Origin of the sequence: Streptomyces sp. MP131-18, assembly GCF_001984575.1 — a bacterium.
In the GTDB taxonomy this organism is placed as follows: Bacteria; Actinomycetota; Actinomycetes; order Streptomycetales; family Streptomycetaceae; genus Streptomyces; species Streptomyces johnsoniae.
The window spans coordinates 7,608,884-7,630,452 of sequence record NZ_LZNS01000001.1 but is presented as its reverse complement, the minus strand read 5'-3'; the positions used below and the strand labels follow the sequence as shown (position 1 = coordinate 7,630,452).

Below are 21,569 nucleotides of genomic sequence, written 5' to 3'. Positions count from 1 at the left end.
GGCATCGTAGCCCGAAAATTAAATATGAATACATATTGACAGTGCTGCGATCCGCCCCCAACCATGAACCCACTCCACGAGCCGCCCCATGCAGGAGGCACCTGTCATGTTGTCGCTGCGCACCCACGAACCCTCCGCCCCGACGGCGACCTCGACGTCCGCCGGTTCGTCGGATGCTGCGAGGAGCTGGACCTGGTGGTCACCGCACGCTTCGGGCTCTGGTCACACGGGAGGTGCCGCAACGGCGGCCTCCCCGGCTGGCCAGCCGGCACGGGAGGTTTCCCGGGCCCGGACAACCCCGCGTATCTGGCGCCGGTACGGCCCTACTTGGCCCGCATGGTCCACGAGCTGCGCGGCCTGCGGCACCGGGGCGGCGGCCCGGTGATCGCCGTACAGGTCGAGAACGAGTTGGACGACCGGTCCGGGCGGCGCATCGGCCTCCGCGCGCTCGGCGCACCACGGGGGGCCCGCCATGGCTGACCTCGGCTCTGTCAGCCGCAGAGCTCTGCTGCGCGGCGGCACCGGCTTGGGCCTCGGCCTGCTGGCCGCGCCCGCGCTCGCCGGCTGCGGCCCCGCGAGTTCCACGCCCGTCGACTCGGGCCCGGTGGACATCAGCCTGTGGACGCACGACCCCGGGTACATCACCACCTTCGAGACCGCCGTCGCCGAGACGGCGCTGATGCGTGGCTCGCGCTTCGACTTCGGGGTCGACATCACCAACGCCGCCCCCAGCGATGTCGTCACCCGCATGATCGCCCAGGCGGTGGCCGACGGCGACACCCCGGACCTGGCGGGCATCGTCATCGACCAGTTCCCGCGCGTGATGGTCCCGGGCATCGCGGAGCATCTGTTCACCGACCTGACCGAAACCGTGGAGCCCTTCGGGGACGACCTCCTCAAGCTCGCGCCATACACGGTCGATGGCGTTCCCTATGGCCTGGACTCGGACAACTCGATCACCGTCTACTACTACCGCCAGGACCTCTTCGAGGAGCACGGCGTCCCCGAGGACATCGAGACGTGGGAGGAGCTGGCCGAGCACGGCGAACGGCTGAACGTCGACAGCCGGATCAGCCTCGGCATGGTCGCCACCGGGGACAACGGCTCAATCGTCAACGGCTTCCTGCAGTTCCTGCTACAGCGCGGCGGCGGCGTCTTCGACGAACACGGCGAGATCATGCTCCAGTCCGCCGAGGCCGTCGAGGTGCTGGATTTCATGGCCCGCGGCGTGAGCAGCGGCTTCCTGCTGGCCCTGCCGGACCCGTACGGCAGTGCCTGCGCCGCCGCGCTCAAGTCGGGCCGCCTCGCCGCCACCGCGATGCCCAACTGGTACAACGCATACGGCCTGCAGGCCAACGTGCCCGACCAGGCAGGCAGGTGGCGGATGCGCACGCTGCCCCGCTTCTCCGGCGGCGGGCACATTGCCTCCACCATGGGTGGCACCGCCTTCACCGTGCTGAAGGGCAAGGCCCGTTCCACTGCCGCCCTGGAGCTCCTGCGGCGGGTGTACCTCACCCGTGAGGGCCAGCTCCTGCGCTACCGCTCCGGCGGCTACCTGCCCACGCTGCGCTCGCTGTATGAGGACCCCGAACTTCGCAGCATCGAGGACGAGTTCCTCGGCCAACGGGTCTTCGACGTCTACCGCCGGGCCACAGACGACCTGCCGCTGTTCCACCAGGACGCCGGAATGCAGATCCTCACGGACGTCCTCGGCGGCCCGGTACTCGACGCGCTCAAGGGGCGCACCTCGCCAGCCGCCGCGATCGAAGACGGCCTGAGCGCCTATCGACAGCAGGTGAAACGATGACGTCCCCGCCCACGCCCCGCACCAGACCACCGACCGGCCGCCGCGCCGTGGACGCCGCGGCGCCCTCGTGGTGGCTGCGCCACCAGCGCGCCCTCGCCCCGTACGTCTTCATCTCCCCCTTCTACCTGCTGTACGGGCTCTTCCTGCTCGTCCCGATCGGCGTCGGCCTTTACCTCAGCTGCACGGAGTGGGCGGGCCTCGGCACCCCGCGCTGGGTGGGGCTGCGCAACTACCAGGACCTCATGACCGACAGCAGCTTCTGGACCTCGGTCCGCAACACTTCGCTGTACGTCGTCTTCACCATGTGCGTCGTCGTGCCTGCCGCGCTGCTGATCGCCCAGGCCCTCAACGCCAGGGGTCTGCGCGGCCGCGACATGTTCCGGCTGGCGTACTTCATGCCGGTTGTGATCTCCCCCATCGTGGTCGCCCTCGTTTTCGGCCTGATCTTCGACAACGAGTTCGGCCTGGTCAACGGGCTGCTGGAGGCCGCCTTCGGCTTCGGCGGCGTCGATTGGCTCGGTGATCCCGCCTGGGCCCGCGTCACCGTCGTGATCCTCGTGCTGTGGCGGTGGACGGGCTACCTGACCATCTTCTTCCTCGCCGGCCTGCAGAACGTCCCCAAGGAGCTGTACGAGGCGGCGGCGATCGACGGTGCCGGCCCGGTGCGACGGTTCTGGGAAGTCACGCTGCCCTCGCTGCGCCCGGTGACAGCGTTCGTCGCCGTCACCGTGCTGATCAGCACGGCCCAGATCTTCGAGGAGCCGTTCCTGCTCACCCAGGGCGGGCCCGGCGAGTCCACCCTCTCGGTGGCCATGTTCATCTTCCGCGCCGGGTTCCAGCGCCAGCAACTCGGCTACGCGGCGGCGGCCGGCGTTCTCCTCTTCCTCGTCGTGTTCATATTCGGCCTGCTCGCCATGCGGGCCCTGAAAGTCGGGAGAGAGCAGTGACGGTCACTGCTGCCCACACCGAAGCGCCCCGCGACGAGAGACGCGGCCGGGTCGCCCGCGGGCGTGTGCTGCTCTACGCGTTCCTGATCAGCCTGCTGGTCGTCTTCGCGCTGCCTCTGCTGTGGGCGCTGTCCTCCTCCTTCAAGGCGCGCAGCGATATCTTCAGCTACCCGCCGCAGCCTCTGCCACTGCCGGCGACCCTGGAGAACTTCCGCGGACTGCTGGACGGGCAGCCGTTCTGGAGTTGGTTCCTGACCAGCACCCTGGTGGCGGGGATCTCCACGGTGGTGTCCGTGGCGCTGTGCTCGCTGGCCGGGTTCGCCTTCGCCAAGTACCGGTTCAAGGGGAAGCGGTTCCTGTTCAATCTGATGTTCAGCTCGCTTGCGGTGCCGTTCGCCGTCATCGTCGTGCCGCTGTTCACCATGATCGCCAAGGCACACCTGACTACGCCGTACTTCGCGCTGGTCGTGCCCTGGGTGGCGCCGGCGTTCGGTATCTTCATGATGCGGCAGTACACCGAGCAGGCGGTGCCCGACGCCCTGCTGGACGCCGGCCGCGTCGACGGCTGCACCGAGTTCGCCCTCTTCCGCCGGATAGCGCTGCCCCTGCTGCGGCCCGCGCTCGGTGCGCTGGGCGTGTGGTCCTTCCTCGCCAGCTACAACAGCCTGCTCTGGCCGCTGATCGTGGTCAGCGCCCCGGAGGACTACACCCTGCCGCTCGGCATCCAGGCACTGTTCGGCGCTACGGGCCGCCAGTACGACCTGGTGCTGGCCGCAGCGGTGCTGGCGGCCGTGCCGAGCCTCCTGGTGTTCTTCCTCCTGCGTCGGCAGCTTCTCGAAGGGCTCACGGCCGGCGCCGTCAAGAGCTGACAGCCGCCCGGCCGCACAGCGGGAGATGCACGCCCTCATGGCTGAGTCAAGAACCGCGCTGGCCCGGCCGAGGTCGAGGACCAGGCGCCGACCGTCGCCCAGCCGGCGGAGAAGCCGAAACCCCAGCCCGCGCCAAGCTCCGGCCTGCACTCGCCACGCCTGATCTTGTCTGGCGGGCCCTTCGGCCGCCAGACAAGATCATTTGCCGGCCCGCTGCCGGCCTGAGCAGCAGGTCCGCAGAAGCCCCTTGCACCGCAACAGGCGGAAATGCACCGCCGAAAGAGCAGAAGATCGTACAGCCCCACGGGCTCGGCAAAGTGACGCTTACCCACTTCAGCGATCCGAATTCGATGCGTGCCGCACCAAACGGCTATCGGTGGCGCGCTCCTGCGGACAGGGGGCCCAACAAGCGGATTGCACCCGCCCCTTGACAGCCTTCAACACAGGTCACAGAATACCAACGATTGTCACCATGTTTGCACAATCATGAGCGGTTTCGCTCAAGTCTCGTCCACTGCCGTGCCCTGCGCCGCGACTGGCTGCCTACCTGCCCCACCCGTGAACAGCGCCGCACGCAATTCTCCACTATCGCTCCTCGGACACGACCGGGTCATCGAACCATCCCGTCTCCTGTCCACGGGCCCAACGCCCTCCCTGTACTCCCCTACGAGGAGATCGACGATGAACTCTTCGTCCCACCGCCGCGGACGCCCCGTTCGCGCCGCGCGGCGGTCGGCCCGGCATGGGGCCGGCCCGCTCTCCGCGATCGCACCGCGGGCGATCGCGGTCACCGGCCAGTTCGAGGGCGTCAACCGGGCGGGCAGCAAACACAGCGCCCACCACGATCGCTGCTGCGACCATGCCGCGACGAATGACTTCGGCAGGCGCAACCGAACGGATCAACAACACCTGCCGGACACCACTGGCACGGCGAGCCGCATTCCGCTGGAGGCGCTGGTCACAACCACACGGCTCAGCAGGACAACCACCGTCGACGACGCCGTCTCCCCCGACGGACGACGCGTCGCCTTCTCACCTGATGTCGCCCGGCGGTCCTGGATCAGTGCGATTTCCAGCGCTCGCCGCAGCCGCACGACAGATTGACCGAAACCACACAGGATCGCCTCGTCCCAGGCCGACTTTCGCCCCCACTTCCCCACCAGGAGGTCTTCCATGATCAGATGCGTCAAGGCCAGGCGCTGGCTGGCCAGACTCAGCCTCATGGTGCTCACTGCCGCCGGCACCGCCGTGACCGCCGCATCACCCGCACAAGCCGCCCCCGGCTACGTCTACACCACGTTCAAGGGGGACGCCGCCGCCGACCAGGAGCTCTGGGTCTACTCATCGGCCAACGGCACGAACTTCAGCGTGCTGGCGGACACCAACTACCGCGGCCCGTCGGGCGCGTTGCGCGACCCCAGCGTCATCCAGCACAACGGGCTCTACTACATCGCACACACCGTCCAGTCGTGGACCACGAACTCGACGCACTTCAACATCGCCTCCAGCCCCGACCTGGTCAACTGGACGCACGTGGCCAGCGTCGACTCCGGCGTGGCCGACACGCGATTCACCTGGGCACCCGAGTTCTACGTCGAGAACGGCACCGTTCGAGTCATCGTGAGCATCTCCCAGACGACGTGTTCCAACTGCTTCCGCCCCTACGTCTTCACCGCCCAGAACAGTTCGCTGACCTCCTGGAGCGGACCGGTGCAGATGGCCGGCCTCGGCTACAACTACATCGACACCTATGTAGTGAAGTCGGGTAGCACCTACCACGCCTTCACCAAGAACGAGACGTCCAAGTACATCGAGCACTGGACCAGCACGAGCCTCACCAGCGGGTGGGCCAACCGGGGTCAGTTGTGGAGCTCGGGCTACGAGGGACCGGCCGTGTTGCGGATGAGCGATGGCTCCTGGCGCATTTGGGTCGACAAGTACACCAACGGCGGCATCTGGACGGCGACCAGCTCGGACCTGGACTCCTGGTCGGGGCTGAGCCAGATCACGTGCCCGGGTTGCCGCCACGGCACGATCCTGCCAGTGGCCGACGTGCCCGGCTCGGTACCGGCCTACCGCCTGACCAACCGCAACAGCGGCAAGGTGATGGACGTCACGTCGGCCTCCACGGCGGACAACGCCGAGGTCAAGCAGTGGACTTGGAACGGCGGCGGCAACCAGCAGTGGGTGTTCCAGGACACCGGCGACGGCTACTTCCGCATCGTCAACCAGAACAGCGGTAAGTGTTTGGACGTGGCGAGCGGCTCCACCGCCGACGGGGCCAACATCATCCAGTACACCTGCGGCAGCGGCACCAACCAGCAATGGCAGTGGCAGGCCACCGGAAGCCACTTCCGGATCGTCGCTCGCCACAGCGGCAAGTGCCTCGACGTCGTCAGCTCCGGCACCGGCGACGGCACCGACATCCAGCAGTACACCTGCGGCGGCGGCACCAACCAGCAGTGGAGCCGCACCCAGGTCTGAACACGACCGGCGGGTCGAGCTCCCGCGACGGTCCCCGCCCAGGCTCTCGGCACCGGCCCACGGGCCGCTGAAACTTCGATCCAGTGATGGGACACGTCATGAGACTGATCACGGCGTCCGATCGTTGTTCGCCAGCACCGCCACGGAGCACACGATCGTTACGCCGGAGGCTGATTGCCCTCGCCGTGACCGCGTTCACCGCAGCGGCAAGCTTTGTCGTCTTCGCGTCGTCACCGGCCAGTGCCGCCACCAGCCAGTTCCGGGGCATGAACCGGGCGGTGCCGGGTGACAACTTCAGCACCGGCCCGCTCGTTCTGCACGGCCTGAGCCAGTCCGACAGCAACGCGACAGTGCGGGCCAAGGCCAACGCCCTCTACGACGACATGGCCGCCAGCATGGGCGTCAACACCGTCCGGCTGCCATCAACACCCACACCGTGGCCAACACGACCTGGTGGAACGCCTACCGCGGCGCCATCGACGCCGCCACCGAACGCGGATTCAAGGTCATCCTGGCCTACTGGGAGGACGGCGTCGCCTCCGGCGGCAGAATCACCGACCTCGCCGCGTGGAACACCATGTGGTCCAGCGTGACTCACACCTACGGCTCGAACGGCAACGTCTGCTTCGAGCCGATGAACGAGCCGCACGGCTACACGCCGGCGGAGTGGCGCAACGTCGCGGCGAACTGGCTCGGCCACCGCACCTCGGCAGTGCCGGGCCGGGTACTCATCGGCGGCACCGGCTATCGCCAGGATCTCCGCGACATCTGCAACGACAGCCGCTTCGACTCCACGCTGCTGTCCTTCCACCACTACGCCTTCTTCTACAGCCCGATGACCTACGACGCCTTCCGCAGCCACATCCACACGCGGCTGGGCAACTGCGCCTCCCGCGCGATCGTGACCGAGTTCGGCGCGCCGATGTCCACCGGCCTCAACTGCGGCGACGCGAACAGCACCGACAACTTCGTGCGCCATATCCGCGCCATGGCCCAGGTCATGCGACAACCAGATGGGCGGCACCTACTGGCCCGTTCCCGGCGGCAAGCGGACCGGGAACCTGGACTACGACCACTACAGACACCTCCCACAGCCGTCGAAGGGCCGCTCCACCATCTCCAGGTCCACACCGCGCACAGCATTCCCCGTTCCACCAGCAGGGTAGGGAGAATCGGCGGTCGCACCCAGGAGGAGCCGGCTCAGCCGAGGAAGCTCAGCCGCACCTGGCGGTCCGGATTGTCACCGTTCGTGTCGATCAGGCAGATCGACTGCCAGGTGCCCAGTTGCAGGCGTCCGCCGAGCACCGGGAGGGTGGCGTGGGGGGCGACGAGCGCGGGGAGGACGTGGTCGCGGCCGTGGCCGGGGGCGCCGTGGCGGTGGCGCCAGCGGTTGTCCGCGGGGAGCAGGTCCTGCAGGGCCGACAGCAGGTCGTCGTCGCTGCCGGCCCCCGTCTCCAGGATCGCGACGCCTGCGGTGGCGTGCGGGACGAAGATGTTGAACAGGCCGTCGGCCCCGCTCGCCGCCTCCGCGAGGAACGACTCGCAGTCGTGGGTGAGGTCCGTGACGGCCTCGGAGGTGCCGGTCGTGATGTGCAGGACGGTGGTGCGGAAGGAGTCGCTCATGGCACCACGCTACGAGGTGAGAAGGCTCAGCGCCGTGCGGCGAGGCTGGACTGGCGGACGATCAGCTCGGGGTCGAGGACGATGCGCTGGTGGCGGTGGAGTCCCGCGTCCTCGCCCGTTTCCTCCAGCAGCAGTTCGGCCGCCTGCCGTCCCATCCGTACCGCGGGCTGGCGGACGGAGGTGAGCGGCACCGCGGCGGCCGCGGCGAACTCGATGTCGTCATAGCCCACGAGCGCCACCTCGTCCGGTACGCCGACGCCCGCGGCGAACAGGGCCTGGAGGACACCGAGGGCCAGCAGGTCGTTGGCGCAGAACACGGCGGAGGGGCGGGCGGGCATGCCGAGCAGGCGGGCGCCCGCGTCGCGGCCGGAGGCCACGTCGAGCCGTTCGGCCTCGACGTGGCGCAGCGCGTCCTCGCCGAGGCCCGCCTCGGCGAGCGCGGCCACCGCGCCCTCCTTGCGGTCCTGGCACTGCTTGAGCGACATCGGTCCGCTGACGTAGGCGACCGAGGTGTGCCCCTGCTCCAGCAGGTGGCGCACGGCGAGCGTGCCGCCGAGGACGTCGTTCACGGAGACCGAGCAGCCCTCGGCGCTCGGCAGCACCCGGTCGACGAAGACGAACGGGATGCCGTGCCGCCGGAAGTCGGCCAGGTTGCGGCCCGACATGTCGGCGGGCGTCACCAGGACGCCGCGGACCCGCTGTTCGGCGAACAGGGACAGGTAGTCGCTCTCCTCCGACGTGCTCTGCGCGCTGTTGCAGAGCATCACGCCCAGTTTGGAGGCGCGGGCGACGCGCTCTGCGCCGGAGGCGACGTCGACGAAGAACGGGTTGCCCATGTCGAGCACGAGCAGGGCGATGATCCGGCTCTGGCCGGCGCGCAGTTGCCTGGCGGACTCGCTGCGGACGTACCCGAGTTCCGCGATGGCCTCCTGGACCCGCTGCCGGGTCTCCTCGGCGACCATGTGCGGGCGGTTGATGACGTTGGACACGGTTCCCACCGACACCCCGGCCTGCCTGGCCACTTCTTTGATCCCCACCGTGTGCGCCATGTCCGTGCCCCGTTCATCTCGTGAGCGCTCTCACCGCCGGGCCATGGTATGCAACCCGGCGGGTGGCGGCCGTGCCCCACCCGGTGCTTCAGGCGAGGTGGAAGACCTCGGTGAGCGGGCGCATGGCCTCGTCGGGGCGCGCGCCGTCCAGGGATTCGAAGAAGCCGCTCATCTCGGCCTGCCAGCGCGCGTTGACGTCGGTGGCGGCCATGGCCTCCTGTGCGGCGGCGAAGTCGTCGGTCTCCAGGTAGCCGACGAGGAGGCCGTCCTCCCGCAGGAACAGCGAATAGTTGTGCCAGCCGGACGCTGACAGCGCCTGCTGCATCTCGGGCCACACCTCGGCGTGCCGCGCCCGGTACTCCTCGATCCGGTCCGCCCTGACCTTCAGCAGAAAACAGACGCGCTGCACGACCTCACCTCTTCTGATGGCCTTCTGAAAGGATTCATATGCCCGCGGGCAAGCTAGCCACGCCCCGCGCGCGCCGTCAAGATCCGAAAGGCCCGGCCGCGCCCGGATCGGCGCCCGAGCCCGCGAGGAACCCCGACGACCGTCGTCCGCTCCCTTGACAGCATGTGACGGGCGCTCTTAGCGTCCTGGTAGTGAAACGATTCATAGCGGCGCTGAGCACCTTGGGAGCCCTGATCGCATGACCGCCCCATCCGCCGTCAAGGCGGCCCTGTCCTCGCAGTCCATAGAGACCCCGTCGTGGGCCTACGGAAACTCCGGCACCCGCTTCAAGGTGTTCGCCCAGGAGGGCGTGCCCCGCGATCCCTGGGAGAAGATCGACGACGCGGCGCAGGTGCAGCGGCACACCGGGGTCGCCCCGGTCGTCGCGCTGCACATCCCCTGGGACAAGGTCGACGACTACGCCGCGCTCGCGCGCCACGCCGAGGAGCGGGGGCTGCGCCTCGGCGCGATCAACGCAAACGTGTTCCAGGAGGACGAGTACCGGCTCGGCAGCGTCTGCCACCCGGACGCCGCCGTGCGGCGCAAGGCGCTGGATCACCTGTTCGAGTGCGTGGACATCATGGATGCCACCGGCTCGCGCGACCTGAAGCTGTGGTTCGCCGACGGCACCAACTACCCCGGCCAGGACGACATCCGGGCCCGCCAGGACCGCCTGGCCGAGGCGCTGGCCGCGGTGTACGAGCGGCTGGGCGAGGAGCAGCGGCTGCTGCTGGAGTACAAGTTCTTCGAGCCCGCCTTCTACACCACCGACGTGCCGGACTGGGGCACGGCGTACGCGCACTGCCTCAAGCTCGGTGACAGGGCCGAGGTCGTGGTGGACACCGGGCACCACGCGCCGGGCACCAACATCGAGTTCATCGTGGCGCTGCTGCTGCGCGAGGGGAAGCTCGGCGGCTTCGACTTCAACTCCCGCTTCTACGCCGACGACGACCTGATGGTGGGCGCGGCCGACCCGTTCCAGCTGTTCCGCATCATGTGCGAGGTCGTCGGCGGCGGCGGGCTCGGTCCCGGGGTCGCCTTCATGCTCGACCAGTGCCACAACATCGAGCCCAAGATCCCGGCGATCATCCGTTCCGTGATGAACGTCCAGGAGGCCACCGCCAAGGCGCTGCTCGTCGACCGCGAGGCGCTGGGCGCCGCGCAGTCCGCGGGCGACGTGCTGGGCGCGAACGCGGTGCTGATGGACGCCTTCAACACCGACGTGCGGCCGCTGCTCGCGGAGCTGCGTGAGGAGTCGGGCCTGGCCCCTGACCCGGTGGGGGCCTACCACCGCTCGGGCTGGGCCGAGCAGATCACGGAGAACCGCAAGGGCGGCCAACAGGCCGGATGGGGAGCCTGAACCGATGACGACACAGGAACACGAGGCCGTGACCGAGCTGCTGGCCCGGTCGCACCGGCTGGGCGCGGACCCGCGCAACACGAACTACGCCGGGGGCAACACCTCCGCCAAGGGCACCGCGACCGATCCGGTGACCGGCGGCGAGGTGGAGCTCATGTGGGTCAAGGGCTCCGGCGGCGACCTGGGCACGCTCCGGCCCGCCGGCCTGGCCGCGCTGCGCCTCGACCGGCTGCGGGCGCTGCGCGAGGTCTACCCGGGCGTGGCGCGCGAGGACGAGATGGTCGCCGCGTTCGACTACTGTCTGCACGGCAAGGGCGGGGCGGCGCCCTCCATCGACACGGCGATGCACGGCCTGGTCGCCGCGCCCCACGTCGACCATCTGCACCCCGACTCGGGCATCGCGCTGGCCTGTGCCGCGGACGGGGAGGCGCTGACCAAGGAGTGCTTCGGCGAACAGGTGGTGTGGGTGCCGTGGCGCAGGCCGGGGTTCCAGCTGGGCCTGGACATCGCCGCCGTGCAGCGTGCGCACCCGCAGGCCATCGGCTGCGTCCTGGGCGGCCACGGCATCACGGCGTGGGGCGCGACGAGCGAGGAGTGCGAACGGAACTCGCTGCGCATCATCCGCACGGCCGAGGAGTTCCTCCAGCGGCGCGGCAGGGCCGAGCCGTTCGGTCCGGTGCGCGAGGGCTACGCGGCGCTGCCCGCGGCCGAGCGCCGGGAGCGTGCGGCGGCGCTCGCGCCGGTGGTGCGGGCGATTGCGAGCGCCGACCGGCCGCAGGTGGGGCACTTCACCGACACGGATGAGGTGCTGGACTTCCTGGCCAGGGCGGAGCACCCGCGGCTGGCGCGGCTCGGCACGTCGTGCCCGGACCACTTCCTGCGCACCAAGGTGCGGCCGCTGGTCCTCGACCTGCCGGCCGGGGCGCCGCTGGAGCAGGCCGTGGCGCGGCTGAAGGAGCTGCACGAGGAGTACCGCGAGGAGTACCGGGCGTACTACGAGCGGCATGCGGACGAGGCGTCGCCGCCGATGCGCGGCGCGGACCCGGCGATCGTGCTGGTGCCCGGGATCGGCATGTTCTCCTTCGGGAAGGACAAGCAGACGGCCCGGGTCGCGGGCGAGTTCTACGTGAACGCGATCAACGTGATGCGCGGCGCCGAGGCCGTCTCCTCCTACGCCCCGATCCAGGAGTCGGAGAAGTTCCGCATCGAGTACTGGGAGTTGGAGGAGGCGAAGCTGCGGCGGATGCCGGCACCGAAGCCGCTGGCCACGCGGGTCGCGCTGGTGACCGGCGCGGGCTCGGGCATCGGGCGGGCGACCGCGGCGCGGCTGGCGGCCGAGGGCGCCTGCGTGGTGGTCGCGGACCTGAACGCCGAGGCCGCCGAGGAGGTCGCGGCGGAGCTGGGCGGCTCGGACCGGGCGGTCGCGGTCACGGTGGACGTCACCTCGGAGGAGCAGATCCGGGAGGCGTTCCGGGCGGCGGTGCTCGCGTTCGGCGGCGTGGACCTCGTCGTCAACAACGCGGGCATCTCCGTGTCCAAGCCGCTGCTTGAGACGACCGTGCGCGACTGGGACCTCCAGCACGACATCATGGCCCGCGGCTCGTTCCTGGTGTCGCGGGAGGCGGCCCGGGTGATGATCGAACAGGGCCTGGGCGGCGACATCGTCTACATCTCGTCGAAGAACGGCGTCTTCGCCGGGCCGAACAACATCGCCTACGGCGCGACGAAGGCCGACCAGGCGCACCAGGTGCGGCTGCTCGCGGCCGAGCTGGGCGAGCACGGCATCCGGGTCAACGGCGTGAACCCGGACGGCGTGGTGCGCGGCTCCGGCATTTTCGCCGGCGGCTGGGGCGCGAAGCGCGCCGCCGTCTACGGGGTGCCGGAGGAGAAGCTGGGCGAGTTCTACGCGCAGCGGACGCTCCTGAAGCGTGAGGTGCTGCCCGAGCACGTGGCCAATGCGGTCTTCGCGCTGACCGGTGGCAACCTCTCCCACACCACGGGCCTGCACATTCCGGTGGACGCCGGGGTGGCCGCCGCGTTCCTGCGCTGACCGTGGGCGGCATGGGAGACGTGACCGACGACAGGAACGAGGTGCCCCCGCCCGCCGAGGCCGGCGGGGGCGGCCGCCCGTTCGCCGCGGTGGATCTCGGCGCGTCGAGCGGGCGGGTGATGCTGGGCTTCGCGGGCGGCGGTGAGCTGTCGCTGCGCGAGGTGCACCGGTTCCCCAATGAGCCGGTGCGGGTCGGCGGCACGCTGTACTGGGACATCCTGGCGCTGTACCGCGGGGTGCTGACCGGGCTGCGGGCGGCCGGCCGGGAGACCGGCGGGCGGCTGGCGGGGGTCGGGATCGACTCGTGGGCGGTGGACTACGGCCTGCTGGACGCGTCGGGCGCGCTGCTCGGCAATCCGGTGCACTACCGGGACGGCCGCACCGAGGGCATGGCGGAACGGCTCGGGGCGCGCCTGTCGCCGGCCGGCCTGTACGCGGAGACCGGCATCCAGCACCTGCCGTTCAACACCGTGTACCAGCTGACGGCGGCGCGGGACGATCCGCAACTGGCGGCCGCCCGGCGGCTGCTGCTGATTCCCGACCTGATCGCGTACTGGCTGACGGGCCAGGCGGGCACGGAGCTGACCAATGCCTCGACGACCCAGCTGATCGATCCGCGCACGGGCGACTGGTCGCGGGAGGTGGCCCGCGCGGCCGAGGTTGACCTGGGTCTTTTCGCGCCGCTGCGGCGGCCGGGCGACCCGGCGGGGCGGCTGCTGCCCGGCGTGCTGGCGGAGACGGGGCTCACGGGCCCGGTTCCGGTGACGGCCGTCGGCTCGCACGACACCGCCTCCGCGGTGGCGGGGGTGCCCGCGGCGGGTGAACGGTTCGCGTACATCGCCACGGGCACGTGGTCGCTCGCCGGGGTGGAGCTGGAGGCGCCGGTGCTGAGCGAGGAGAGCCGCCGCGCCAACTTCACGAACGAGCTGGGCGTGGACGGCACGGTGCGCTATCTGCGCAACATCATGGGGCTCTGGCTGCTCCAGGAGTGCTTGCGCGAGTGGGCGGCGGCGGGCTCGCCGCAGGAGCTCCGGCCGCTGCTCGCGCGCGCGGCGCAGGCGCCGCCGCTGCGTTCCGTCGTGGACGCGGGCGACCCGGAGTTCATCCCGCCGGGCGGGATGCCGGAGCGGATCTCGGCGGCCTGCCGCCGCACCGGACAGCCCGAGCCGCGGAACGAGGCGGAGACGGTGCGGTGCGTGCTGGATTCGCTGGCGCTCGCGCACCGGGCGGCGGTGGCCGACGCCCAGCGCCTTTCGGGCCGCGAGGTCGACGTGGTGCACATCGTCGGCGGCGGCGCGCACAACGAGTTGCTGTGCCGGCTGACCGCGGACGCCTGCGGGCTGCCGGTGGTGGCGGGCCCGGCGGAGGCCGCGGCTCTGGGGAATCTGCTGGTGCAGGCCAGGGCGGCGGGCGGCGTGCAGGGCGGGCTGCCGGAACTGCGCGGCCTGCTGCGCGGCACGCAGGCGTTGCGGCACCATGAGCCCTCGGGCGGCACACGCGCGTGGGAACGGGCGGCCGCCCGGCTGGCCGGCGGCGGAAGGGACTAAAGGGATGCGGGTCGCGCTGTTCGTCACGTGTATCAACGACACGTTGTACCCGCGCACGGGCCGGGCGGTGGTGTCGCTGCTGCGGCGGCTCGGCGTGGAGGCGGAGTTCCCCGAGGCGCAGTCGTGCTGCGGGCAGCCGCAGTTCAACACCGGGTACCGGTGGGAGACCGAGCCGCTGGTGCGGCGGTTCGCGGCGGCCTTCGCGGGCTTCGACTACGTCGTGACGCCTTCGGGTTCGTGCGCGGCGATGGTGCGGGACAACTATCCGCGGATCGGCGCGAAGGCGGCGGCGGAGGGCAGGGGCGAGGAGCTGACGCGGGCGGCGGAGGCGGTGGTGCCGCGGACGCTGGAGCTGACGGAGTTCCTGGTCGACGTGCTGGGGGTGACGGACGTCGGGGCCTACTACCCGCACCGGGTCACCTATCACCCCACCTGCCACGGGCTGCGGATGCTCGGCCTGGGCACGAAGCCGAAGCGGCTGCTCGACGCGGTGGCGGGCCTTGACCTGGTTGAGCTGCCCGGCGCGCAGGAGTGCTGCGGCTTCGGCGGCACGTTCTCGGTGAAGAACGCGGCGGTCTCCGCGGCCATGGGCGCCGACAAGGCGCGGCACATCATGGGCACGGGGGCGCAGGCCGTGTGCACCGTGGACAATTCCTGCCAGCTGCACATCGGGGGCACCCTGGCCCGGCTGGGCTCGCCGGTGCGCCCGGTGCACCTCGCGGAGATTCTGGCCAGTACGGATAAGGAGCAGTGGTGAGCGGCACCTATCTGGGCATGCCCGCGTTCCCCGAGGCCGCGGCCACGGCCACGGCGAACGGGCGGTTGCGCGCGAACCTCACCCACGCCACGCACACGATCCGCGACAAGCGGGCGGCGGCGGTGGGCGAGCTGACGGACTGGGCGGCGCTGCGGGCGGCGGGCGCCGCGGTGAAGGACCGCACGCTGCGGCATCTGGACCACTACCTGACACAGGCCGAGGAGGCGGTGACGGCCGCGGGCGGCACGGTGCACTGGGCGGCGGACGCGCGGGAGGCCAACCGCATCGTGACGCGCCTGGTGCGGGAGACCGGGGAGCGGGAGGTCGTCAAGGTCAAGTCGATGGCCACCCAGGAGATCGGGCTGAACGCGGCGCTCGCCGGGGCCGGGGTGCGGGCCTATGAGACGGACCTGGCGGAGCTGATCGTTCAGCTGGGCGACGACCTGCCGTCGCACATCCTGGTGCCGGCGATCCACCGCAACCGCCAGGAGATCCGCGAGATCTTCACGGAGCGGATGGCGGACTGGGGCCGCCCGGCGCCCGTCGGGCTGAGCGACCGGCCGGGCGAGCTGGCGGAGGCGGCACGGCTGCACCTGCGGGAGAAGTTCCTGCGGGCGAAGGTCGGCATCTCGGGGGCGAACTTCCTGGTGGCCGAGACCGGCACCCTGGTGGTGGTCGAATCCGAGGGCAACGGCCGGATGTGCGTGACGCTGCCCGAGACGCTGATCTCGGTGGTCGGCATCGAGAAGGTGGTGCCGACGTGGCGGGACCTGGAGGTCTACCTCCAGCTGCTGCCGCGTTCCTCGACCGCGGAGCGGATGAACCCCTACACCTCCACCTGGACGGGCACCACCGACTCCGACGGGCCGCGCGCGTTCCACCTGGTGCTGCTGGACAACGGGCGCACCGATGCGCTGGCCGACACCGTGGGCCGGCAGGCCCTGCGCTGCATCCGCTGCTCGGCCTGCCTGAACGTGTGCCCGGTGTACGAGCGGGCCGGCGGCCACGCCTACGGCTCGGCGTACCCGGGGCCGATCGGGGCGATCCTGACGCCGCAGCTGCGGGGGACGACGAGCGAGGTGGACGCCTCGCTGCCGTACGCCTCGTCGCTGTGCGGCGCCTGCTACGAGGTATGCCCGGTGGCGATCGACATCCCCGAGGTGCTGGTGCACCTGCGGGAGCGGGTGGTGCAGGGCGGCCCCGCCACGGTGCGCGGGCAGCGGACCCGGCTGAAACCGGCCAAGGGGCACGCGGCGGAACGGGCGGCGATGCGGGCCGCCCGCTGGGCGCTCGACCGGCCGGGCGTGCTGCGTGCCGGGCAGCGGGTCGCCGCCCGCACGCGCCGCCTCCACCCGGGGCGCCTGCCGGGCCCGGGGCGGGCCTGGACGGACACGCGGGAGGTGCCGGCGGTGCCGGCCGAGTCGTTCCGCGACTGGTGGCGCCGCACCGGCGGGCGGGAGGACCGATGAGCAGCCGTGACCTCGTCCTTGGCCGGATCAGGCGGGCCCTGGCGGACGTTCCCCTGACGGAGGAGCCCGCCGACGTGCACGTCCCGCGCGACTACCTGAGCACCCACGCGCCCGCCGACGCGACCGAGATGCTGGCGGAGCACCTGGCCGACTACCGCGCGCTCGTGCACCGCACGGACGCCGCCGGGCTGCCCGGCCTCGTCGCGGACCTGCTCGCGGCGCGCGGCGCGCAGACGGTGGTGGTGCCGCCGGGGCTGCCGCCCGAGTGGCTGGCCGCGGCGGACGCGGCGCGCGTCGCGGACGCCGCGGAGACCACCGCGCGGGAGCTCGACGCCGTGGACAGTGTCGTCACCGGCTGCGCCCTGGCCATCGCGGAAACCGGCACGATCGTGCTGGACGGCTCCCCCGACCAGGGCCGTCGCCGCATCACCCTGGTGCCGGACCACCACATCTGCGTGGTGCGCGTGCCCGAGCAGGTCGTCGACTCCGTGCCGCAGGCGCTGCCGCGCCTGGCCCCGGCGCGCCCGCTGACCTGGATCTCCGGCCCTTCGGCGACGAGCGACATCGAGTTGAGCCGGGTTGAGGGCGTGCACGGCCCGCGTACGCTGGAGGTGGTTCTGCTCCGCGGCTGAGGGGATGCCCCATGGATCTGGTCGACGGCTTCGAACGCGGGCTCGACGAGTTCGGCGGGCGCGTGCACCGGGTCGGCGCGCAGCAGTGGGCGTCGGCCACGCCGTGCACCGAGTGGTCGGTGCGGGATCTGGTGGGGCACCTGACCGGGGAGCATCTGTGGGCGCCGTGGCTGCTGCGCGGCGCGACGCTGGACGAGGTGGGCGACCGGTTCGAGGGCGATGTGCTGGGCGAGGACCCGGTGGGCGCCTGGGATTCCGCGGCTTCGGCCTCCCGGGCGGCGGTCCGGGCCCCCGGGGCACGCGATACGCCGGTGCATACGAGCGCGGGGCAGATCCCGGCGGACGACTACCTGCGGCAGATGACGCTCGACCTGGCCGTGCACGCCTGGGACCTGGCGCGCGGGATCGGCGCGGACGACCGGCTGGACGAGGACCTGGTGGCGCTGTGCCTCGACTACGCCAGGGGGCAGGCGGACGCCTGGCAGGGCCTGGGCATCTTCGGCCCGCCGGTGCCGGCGGCGGACCGGGCCCCGCGGCAGGACCGGCTGGTCGCGCTGCTCGGCAGGCGGCCGTGAGGCCGCCCGCGGGCCGTCAACGCAGGCGGACGGCCGGGTGGTCGGGCGTCAGCAGGTGGGTGTCGACGCGGGCGGCGTGCGGCGCGAGGAGCCCGGCGAGCTGATCGGCCGCCTGGTCCAGGACCTTGCGGCCGGTCCCTGGCTCGACCGTTTCCAGCAGGAACACGACCTCCCGGGAGGCGGGCGTCACCTTGGTGCGGTCGCTGTCCCGGTGGTTCCAGTGGCGGGTGAGGACGTCGGCGGCGTCGGCGTAGACGACTTCGCCGGTCCTGGCCTCCTCCGTCGTGTCGGGCTCGCCCAGAGGGGTGAACGTGTCGCCAGGACCGGCGAAGCGCAGCTCGACGTCCCCGCGGACGGCCGCCAGGTCGAAGGCGCCCGCGGGCAGCCCGTGGCCGACGGAGACCGCGTTGTAAGTGTCGACGGCCGGGCTGATGCGGGGCAGCCGGCCCGACTTGCCCAGGCGGCGGCAGAGCGCGTCGACGCTGGGCCGGAACCGGCGCGGGTTGGTGCCGAACGCCCGGTACGCCGCGTGCCAGGACGCAAGGCCCGGGTCGGACTCGGCGGGCGGCGTCCAGTCGCCGTCCGCGGCGGCCGTCTCCAGCTCGGCGAGCAGCCGTTCCGTCTCCTGCCACGGGGTGTCGCCGCGCAGGTCCCCGGCGACCACGGCCGCCACCGCCAGGGCGGGGAACGCCTCGCCGACCGCCGCCGCAACCCGCAGTTCCGTCATCGTGCTCCCTTTCTCACGCCGCCCTTCCACCTGGGCAGTTCACCCTATCCGGAACGGACCGGCCGTCCGGCCGTCCGGCCGTCCTAGGGCGAACGGGGCAGGCGGGCCGGGTCCGCGGACCGTTCCGGCCCGGCCCGGTGGCGGCCTAGCGTCGGCGGCATGGACACACACGCCGCGGGAACGCTCGACGAGGCGCTGCTGCGCCTCCACGCCACAGGGCCCGAGTTCAGGGGCTGGCTGAGCAATCATGCGCCGATGGCCGTCGAGGCCCTGGCCCGGCACGGGCAGGGCGCACGGGTGCACCGATGGCTGGACGCGTACGGCGGACGGCTGGAGGAGAAACCGGCGTCCTACGGACGGATCACCACGGAGAACTGGGCGGCGGCGCTCGGCGACCCCCGCCATCTGGCGGACTGGCCGGTGTACTTCGCCGAACGTCTGGCCGAACGGCCCTGGCGCGAGGTGCTGGCCGAGTGGTGGCCGCGGCTGCTGCCGGGCATCACGGCCTCCGCGACGCACCCGGTGATCCGGGTGGGCCACGTCGTGCGGCTGCTGCTCGCCGAGGGCGGGAACGCGCCGCGTATCGCGGAGTTGGCGCACGCCCTCGGGTACTGGGCGGCGCGGCACCAGCGGCTGCCCGCGGGCGTGGCCGTTCTCCCGGCGCCGGACGGCGCGGAGGCGGCGCTGCGGGCGGTGCGGCCGGTGAGCGACCGGTCGGGCGGGATCAACCACCGGCTCGGCAGGCTCACCGGGCTGCCGGGGTGGGCGGAGCGGGTGCCGGAGGACGCGGACGCGGTCCGCGAGCGCCTGGCCGGTCTGGTGCGGGCCGCCGTCGGCTACTACGGCACGCACGGGCACGGGGAGCCGGTGATGCTGGTGCACGCGGCGACCGCCCCCAACGCGGTACTGCGCACGCTGCCCGCACTGCCCCGCGCGCTGTGGCCGGCGAGCCTGGCGGCGGCGTGGCAGGCCGCCGCGGGGGTCGTCGCCGCGTACGCCCCGCCCGCCGGCCCCCTGCCGCCGGGCGACGCCGGCGGAATCACGGCGCGGGAGCTGTTCGAGCGGGCGGCGGCGCACGGGAACGAGCACGTCATCAAGTTTGCCGACACCGCGCTCGACGTGATGGCCGCACGGCCGGACGACCCGGCGGCGCCCGCCGCGGCGCTGCGCGCCGTCGAACTGACGGACCCGGACGACTGATCCGGGGCCCCGGGGGCGGCGGGCCGCGCGGGTGCGGGTCCGGGTGCGGACGGGCCCCCTACGCCAGCCGGGCCGTCCACGTCAGGCCGCCGAGGAGGTGGCGGCGGAAGCCGGGGTCGCCGAAGCACTCGGAGGTGTGGCCGAGCGCCGTGTAGAAGGAGCGGCCGCCCGCCAGCTCGTGGCACCACACCATGGGGTGGTCGGCGCCCATCCGGCCGCCGGTGTAGGTGGTCTCGTCCGCGGTGGCCAGGACCCGGACGCGGCCGCGCGGGTTGACCGAGAAGTTGTACCACTCGTCGGTGAACTCCCACCGGTCGCCGAGGTGGGCGGTGGCAGGGTGGTCGTGGTCCTCGACGGTGACGACGCCCCGCTGGAGCTCGGGGTGGCCGTCGAAGACGGCGCCGACCACGTCCTCGCCGAACCAGGGCCAGCCGTACTCGGTGGTGGAGGCGCCGTGCACGCCCATGAAGCCGCCGCCGTCCGCCAGATGGGCCCGCAGGGCGCGGCGCCCGTCGTCGGTGAGGACGTCGCCGCTGGTGGAGAGGAACACCACCGCGGCGCTGCCGGGCAGGGCGGCGGCCAGCTCGTCCGGGTCCTCGGTCGCGGACACTTCCAGGCCCCCTTCCGCGCCCAGGTCGCGGAACGCCTCGATCCCGTCGGGAATGGAGTCGTGCCGGAAGCCGGTGGTGCGGGTGAAGACGACGATCCGGGGAGCGCTCATGACTCCCCATCGTAGGCCCGCCCTTCGGCCGCTCATGGGAGCGGCCTGCACGGCGTCTTTTCCGGATGGCCACGCCAAAGCTGTCATGATCACAGCCAATCGGGGCACGGATACGGGACGGCACACCCCGGTCGGTGAAATATCGCACGGCATATTCCTCCGGCAGGTCTTCCACTCAACCCCCGCCGGGCCCCATGATCTTGAGCATCCCCTCGGGAGGAGTACGCATGCCCCGCGAACACGTTGCCGAGATTTTCGCCCAGCAGTCCCGGTCGTGCGCGCGCCTCGGCTCGCCGCTGTACGCGGCGCTCATGAGCCGGGCCGCGGACGACGTCCGGATGGGCGGACCGTGTGCGGCGGCGGTGGCGGAGCACCCGGACACGGTGGTGGACGACGCGCTGCCGCTGCGCCTCTTCGGCGCCGTGCACGCGCTGGCGCTGACCGGCCGGGCGCCGGACCTGGCGGCGCATTACCCCAGCACCGGCGGCACGTTCGGGCGGGCGGACGCGGCCTGGCCTGCGTTCCGCGCGGTGGTCGCCGCGGAGCCGGAGTGGATCGGCGACTGGCTGCGCCGGCCCCCGCAGACGAACGAGGTGGGGCGCGCGTCCCTGCTGCTGGCCGGGCTGCTGTACGCCGTTCCCTCCGCCCAGCTCCCGGTGCGGCTGTTCGAGCTGGGGTCGAGCGCGGGCCTGAATCTGCGGGCGGAGCAGTTCCGCTACGTGGCGGGCGACTTCGCCTGGGGGCCGGTGGACTCCTCGGTGCTGCTCGCGGACGCCTGGGACGGTGCCGTGCCCGACTGGCTGCTCGCGGGCGCCGCACGGCACCAGGCGCTGCGGATCGTGGAGCGGCGCGGCTGTGACCCCTCGCCGATCGACCCGCTGTCGGCGGACGGTTCGCTGGCCCTGCGCGCCTACGTCTGGCCGGACCAGACCGCGCGGCTCGAGCGTCTCGACGGCGCGCTGCGCATCGCCGCCAAGGTGCCGGCCACCGTGGAGGCCGCGGGCGCGGCCGAGTTCCTGTCGGAGATGGATCTCGAACCCGGCACGCTGACGGTCCTGTGGCACTCCGTGATGCGGCAGTACGTGCCGGCGGCGGAGTGGGCAGCGGTCGAGCGCGAGCTGGACCGGCTGGCCAGGGCGTCCGGGCCGGACGCCGGTTTCGCCGTCGTCTCCTTCGAGCCGTCCGACGGCGGGGCGGAGTTCCGGCTGTCCGTCCGGTCGGGCACCGGCCCGGTGCAGATGCTCGCCACCGCCCACCCGCACGGCCTGCCGGCCCGGTGGCCGGGTCCCGGGGCATGACCGATC

21 protein-coding genes and 1 pseudogene are annotated in these 21,569 nt (G+C 71.9%); 16 read left to right on the top strand and 6 right to left on the bottom strand.

Annotated features, from left to right (window positions below; genetic code table 11):
* The first annotated feature begins 63 nt into the window (after window positions 1-63).
* The 7 genes and pseudogenes from STBA_RS33870 to STBA_RS39585 all read left to right on the top strand — a co-directional run.
* The gene (locus STBA_RS33870; RefSeq protein WP_077062819.1) at window positions 64-480 is read left to right on the top strand and encodes a beta-galactosidase; all 417 of its coding nucleotides are present in this window, start codon (window positions 64-66) and stop codon (window positions 478-480) included.
* The gene (locus STBA_RS33865; RefSeq protein ID WP_077062818.1) at window positions 473-1,807 is read left to right on the top strand and encodes an extracellular solute-binding protein; all 1,335 of its coding nucleotides are present in this window, start codon (window positions 473-475) and stop codon (window positions 1,805-1,807) included. The genes STBA_RS33870 and STBA_RS33865 overlap by 8 nt, the downstream gene beginning before the upstream one ends.
* Complete coding sequence (locus tag STBA_RS33860) at window positions 1,804-2,754, top strand: sugar ABC transporter permease (protein ID WP_079252301.1); 951 nt, start codon at window positions 1,804-1,806, stop codon at window positions 2,752-2,754. The genes STBA_RS33865 and STBA_RS33860 overlap by 4 nt, the downstream gene beginning before the upstream one ends.
* Window positions 2,751-3,623, top strand: a complete 873-nt coding sequence (locus STBA_RS33855; protein WP_077062817.1) for a carbohydrate ABC transporter permease — start codon at window positions 2,751-2,753, stop codon at window positions 3,621-3,623. Before STBA_RS33860 ends, STBA_RS33855 begins: the two co-directional genes overlap by 4 nt.
* A 681-nt stretch (window positions 3,624-4,304) precedes the next feature.
* Window positions 4,305-4,727 carry a hypothetical protein gene (locus tag STBA_RS37475; protein WP_143659604.1) on the top strand — a complete coding sequence of 141 codons (423 nt, stop codon included), beginning with the start codon at window positions 4,305-4,307 and terminating at the stop codon, window positions 4,725-4,727.
* 69 nt (window positions 4,728-4,796) lie between these two features.
* The gene (locus STBA_RS38485) at window positions 4,797-6,107 is read left to right on the top strand and encodes an RICIN domain-containing protein (RefSeq protein WP_216356001.1); all 1,311 of its coding nucleotides are present in this window, start codon (window positions 4,797-4,799) and stop codon (window positions 6,105-6,107) included.
* A gap of 436 nt (window positions 6,108-6,543) precedes the next feature.
* Window positions 6,544-7,005 (top strand): annotated as a pseudogene (locus STBA_RS39585) (cellulase family glycosylhydrolase); the annotation flags it as partial.
* On the opposite strand, the gene STBA_RS39160 reads toward STBA_RS39585, so the two are convergent.
* The 4 genes from STBA_RS39160 to STBA_RS33830 all read right to left on the bottom strand — a co-directional run bounded on the left by STBA_RS39160 (window position 6,948) and on the right by STBA_RS33830 (window position 9,188).
* A complete protein-coding gene (locus STBA_RS39160) occupies window positions 6,948-7,109 on the bottom strand; it encodes a hypothetical protein (protein WP_253195178.1) in 162 nt (53 codons plus the stop codon). The pseudogene STBA_RS39585 and the gene STBA_RS39160 overlap by 58 nt on opposite strands.
* 198 nt (window positions 7,110-7,307) lie before the next feature.
* Entirely contained in the window at window positions 7,308-7,730 is a 423-nt protein-coding gene (locus tag STBA_RS33840; RefSeq protein WP_077062816.1) for a secondary thiamine-phosphate synthase enzyme YjbQ, read from the bottom strand.
* Window positions 7,731-7,756: 26 nt separating this feature from the next.
* Entirely contained in the window at window positions 7,757-8,779 is a 1,023-nt protein-coding gene (locus STBA_RS33835) for a LacI family DNA-binding transcriptional regulator (RefSeq protein ID WP_077062815.1), read from the bottom strand.
* An 88-nt stretch (window positions 8,780-8,867) separates the two neighbouring features.
* Window positions 8,868-9,188: an L-rhamnose mutarotase gene (locus STBA_RS33830; protein ID WP_077062814.1), complete on the bottom strand. Its 321-nt coding sequence runs from the start codon at window positions 9,186-9,188 to the stop codon at window positions 8,868-8,870.
* A gap of 238 nt (window positions 9,189-9,426) precedes the next feature.
* Between STBA_RS33830 and rhaI the strand changes: the two genes are divergently transcribed.
* The 7 genes from rhaI to STBA_RS33795 are packed head-to-tail and all read left to right on the top strand — an operon-like array spanning window position 9,427 to window position 17,617.
* Window positions 9,427-10,587 (top strand): L-rhamnose isomerase, encoded by a 1,161-nt coding sequence (gene rhaI, locus STBA_RS33825; protein WP_077062813.1) that lies wholly within the window; start codon window positions 9,427-9,429, stop codon window positions 10,585-10,587.
* Between the two features lie 4 nt (window positions 10,588-10,591).
* Entirely contained in the window at window positions 10,592-12,637 is a 2,046-nt protein-coding gene (locus tag STBA_RS33820; protein ID WP_077062812.1) for a bifunctional rhamnulose-1-phosphate aldolase/short-chain dehydrogenase, read from the top strand.
* An 11-nt stretch (window positions 12,638-12,648) separates the two neighbouring features.
* The gene (locus STBA_RS33815; RefSeq protein ID WP_077063797.1) at window positions 12,649-14,184 is read left to right on the top strand and encodes a rhamnulokinase family protein; all 1,536 of its coding nucleotides are present in this window, start codon (window positions 12,649-12,651) and stop codon (window positions 14,182-14,184) included.
* A gap of 4 nt (window positions 14,185-14,188) precedes the next feature.
* Window positions 14,189-14,941 (top strand): (Fe-S)-binding protein, encoded by a 753-nt coding sequence (locus STBA_RS33810; protein WP_077062811.1) that lies wholly within the window; start codon window positions 14,189-14,191, stop codon window positions 14,939-14,941.
* Complete coding sequence (locus tag STBA_RS33805; RefSeq protein ID WP_077062810.1) at window positions 14,938-16,410, top strand: lactate utilization protein B; 1,473 nt, start codon at window positions 14,938-14,940, stop codon at window positions 16,408-16,410. Before STBA_RS33810 ends, STBA_RS33805 begins: the two co-directional genes overlap by 4 nt.
* Window positions 16,407-17,042: an LUD domain-containing protein gene (locus STBA_RS33800; RefSeq protein ID WP_077062809.1), complete on the top strand. Its 636-nt coding sequence runs from the start codon at window positions 16,407-16,409 to the stop codon at window positions 17,040-17,042. The genes STBA_RS33805 and STBA_RS33800 overlap by 4 nt, the downstream gene beginning before the upstream one ends.
* An 11-nt stretch (window positions 17,043-17,053) precedes the next feature.
* Window positions 17,054-17,617, top strand: coding sequence for a TIGR03086 family metal-binding protein (locus STBA_RS33795; RefSeq protein WP_077062808.1), 564 nt, complete (start codon window positions 17,054-17,056; stop codon window positions 17,615-17,617).
* A gap of 16 nt (window positions 17,618-17,633) precedes the next feature.
* Here the strand turns inward: STBA_RS33795 and STBA_RS33790 are convergent, their stop codons facing one another.
* Window positions 17,634-18,344, bottom strand: a complete 711-nt coding sequence (locus STBA_RS33790) for a phenylalanine--tRNA ligase beta subunit-related protein (protein ID WP_077062807.1) — start codon at window positions 18,342-18,344, stop codon at window positions 17,634-17,636.
* A 159-nt stretch (window positions 18,345-18,503) separates the two neighbouring features.
* Here STBA_RS33790 and STBA_RS33785 point away from each other — a divergent pair, with 159 nt between their 5' ends.
* On the top strand, window positions 18,504-19,544 hold the full coding sequence (locus STBA_RS33785; protein WP_077062806.1) for a questin oxidase family protein: 1,041 nt from the start codon (window positions 18,504-18,506) through the stop codon (window positions 19,542-19,544).
* A gap of 58 nt (window positions 19,545-19,602) precedes the next feature.
* Here the strand turns inward: STBA_RS33785 and STBA_RS33780 are convergent, their stop codons facing one another.
* Window positions 19,603-20,265 (bottom strand): ThuA domain-containing protein, encoded by a 663-nt coding sequence (locus STBA_RS33780; RefSeq protein WP_077062805.1) that lies wholly within the window; start codon window positions 20,263-20,265, stop codon window positions 19,603-19,605.
* Between the two features lie 227 nt (window positions 20,266-20,492).
* Between STBA_RS33780 and STBA_RS33775 the strand changes: the two genes are divergently transcribed.
* Complete coding sequence (locus STBA_RS33775) at window positions 20,493-21,563, top strand: DUF2332 domain-containing protein (RefSeq protein WP_077062804.1); 1,071 nt, start codon at window positions 20,493-20,495, stop codon at window positions 21,561-21,563.
* Window positions 21,564-21,569 lie beyond the last annotated feature (6 nt).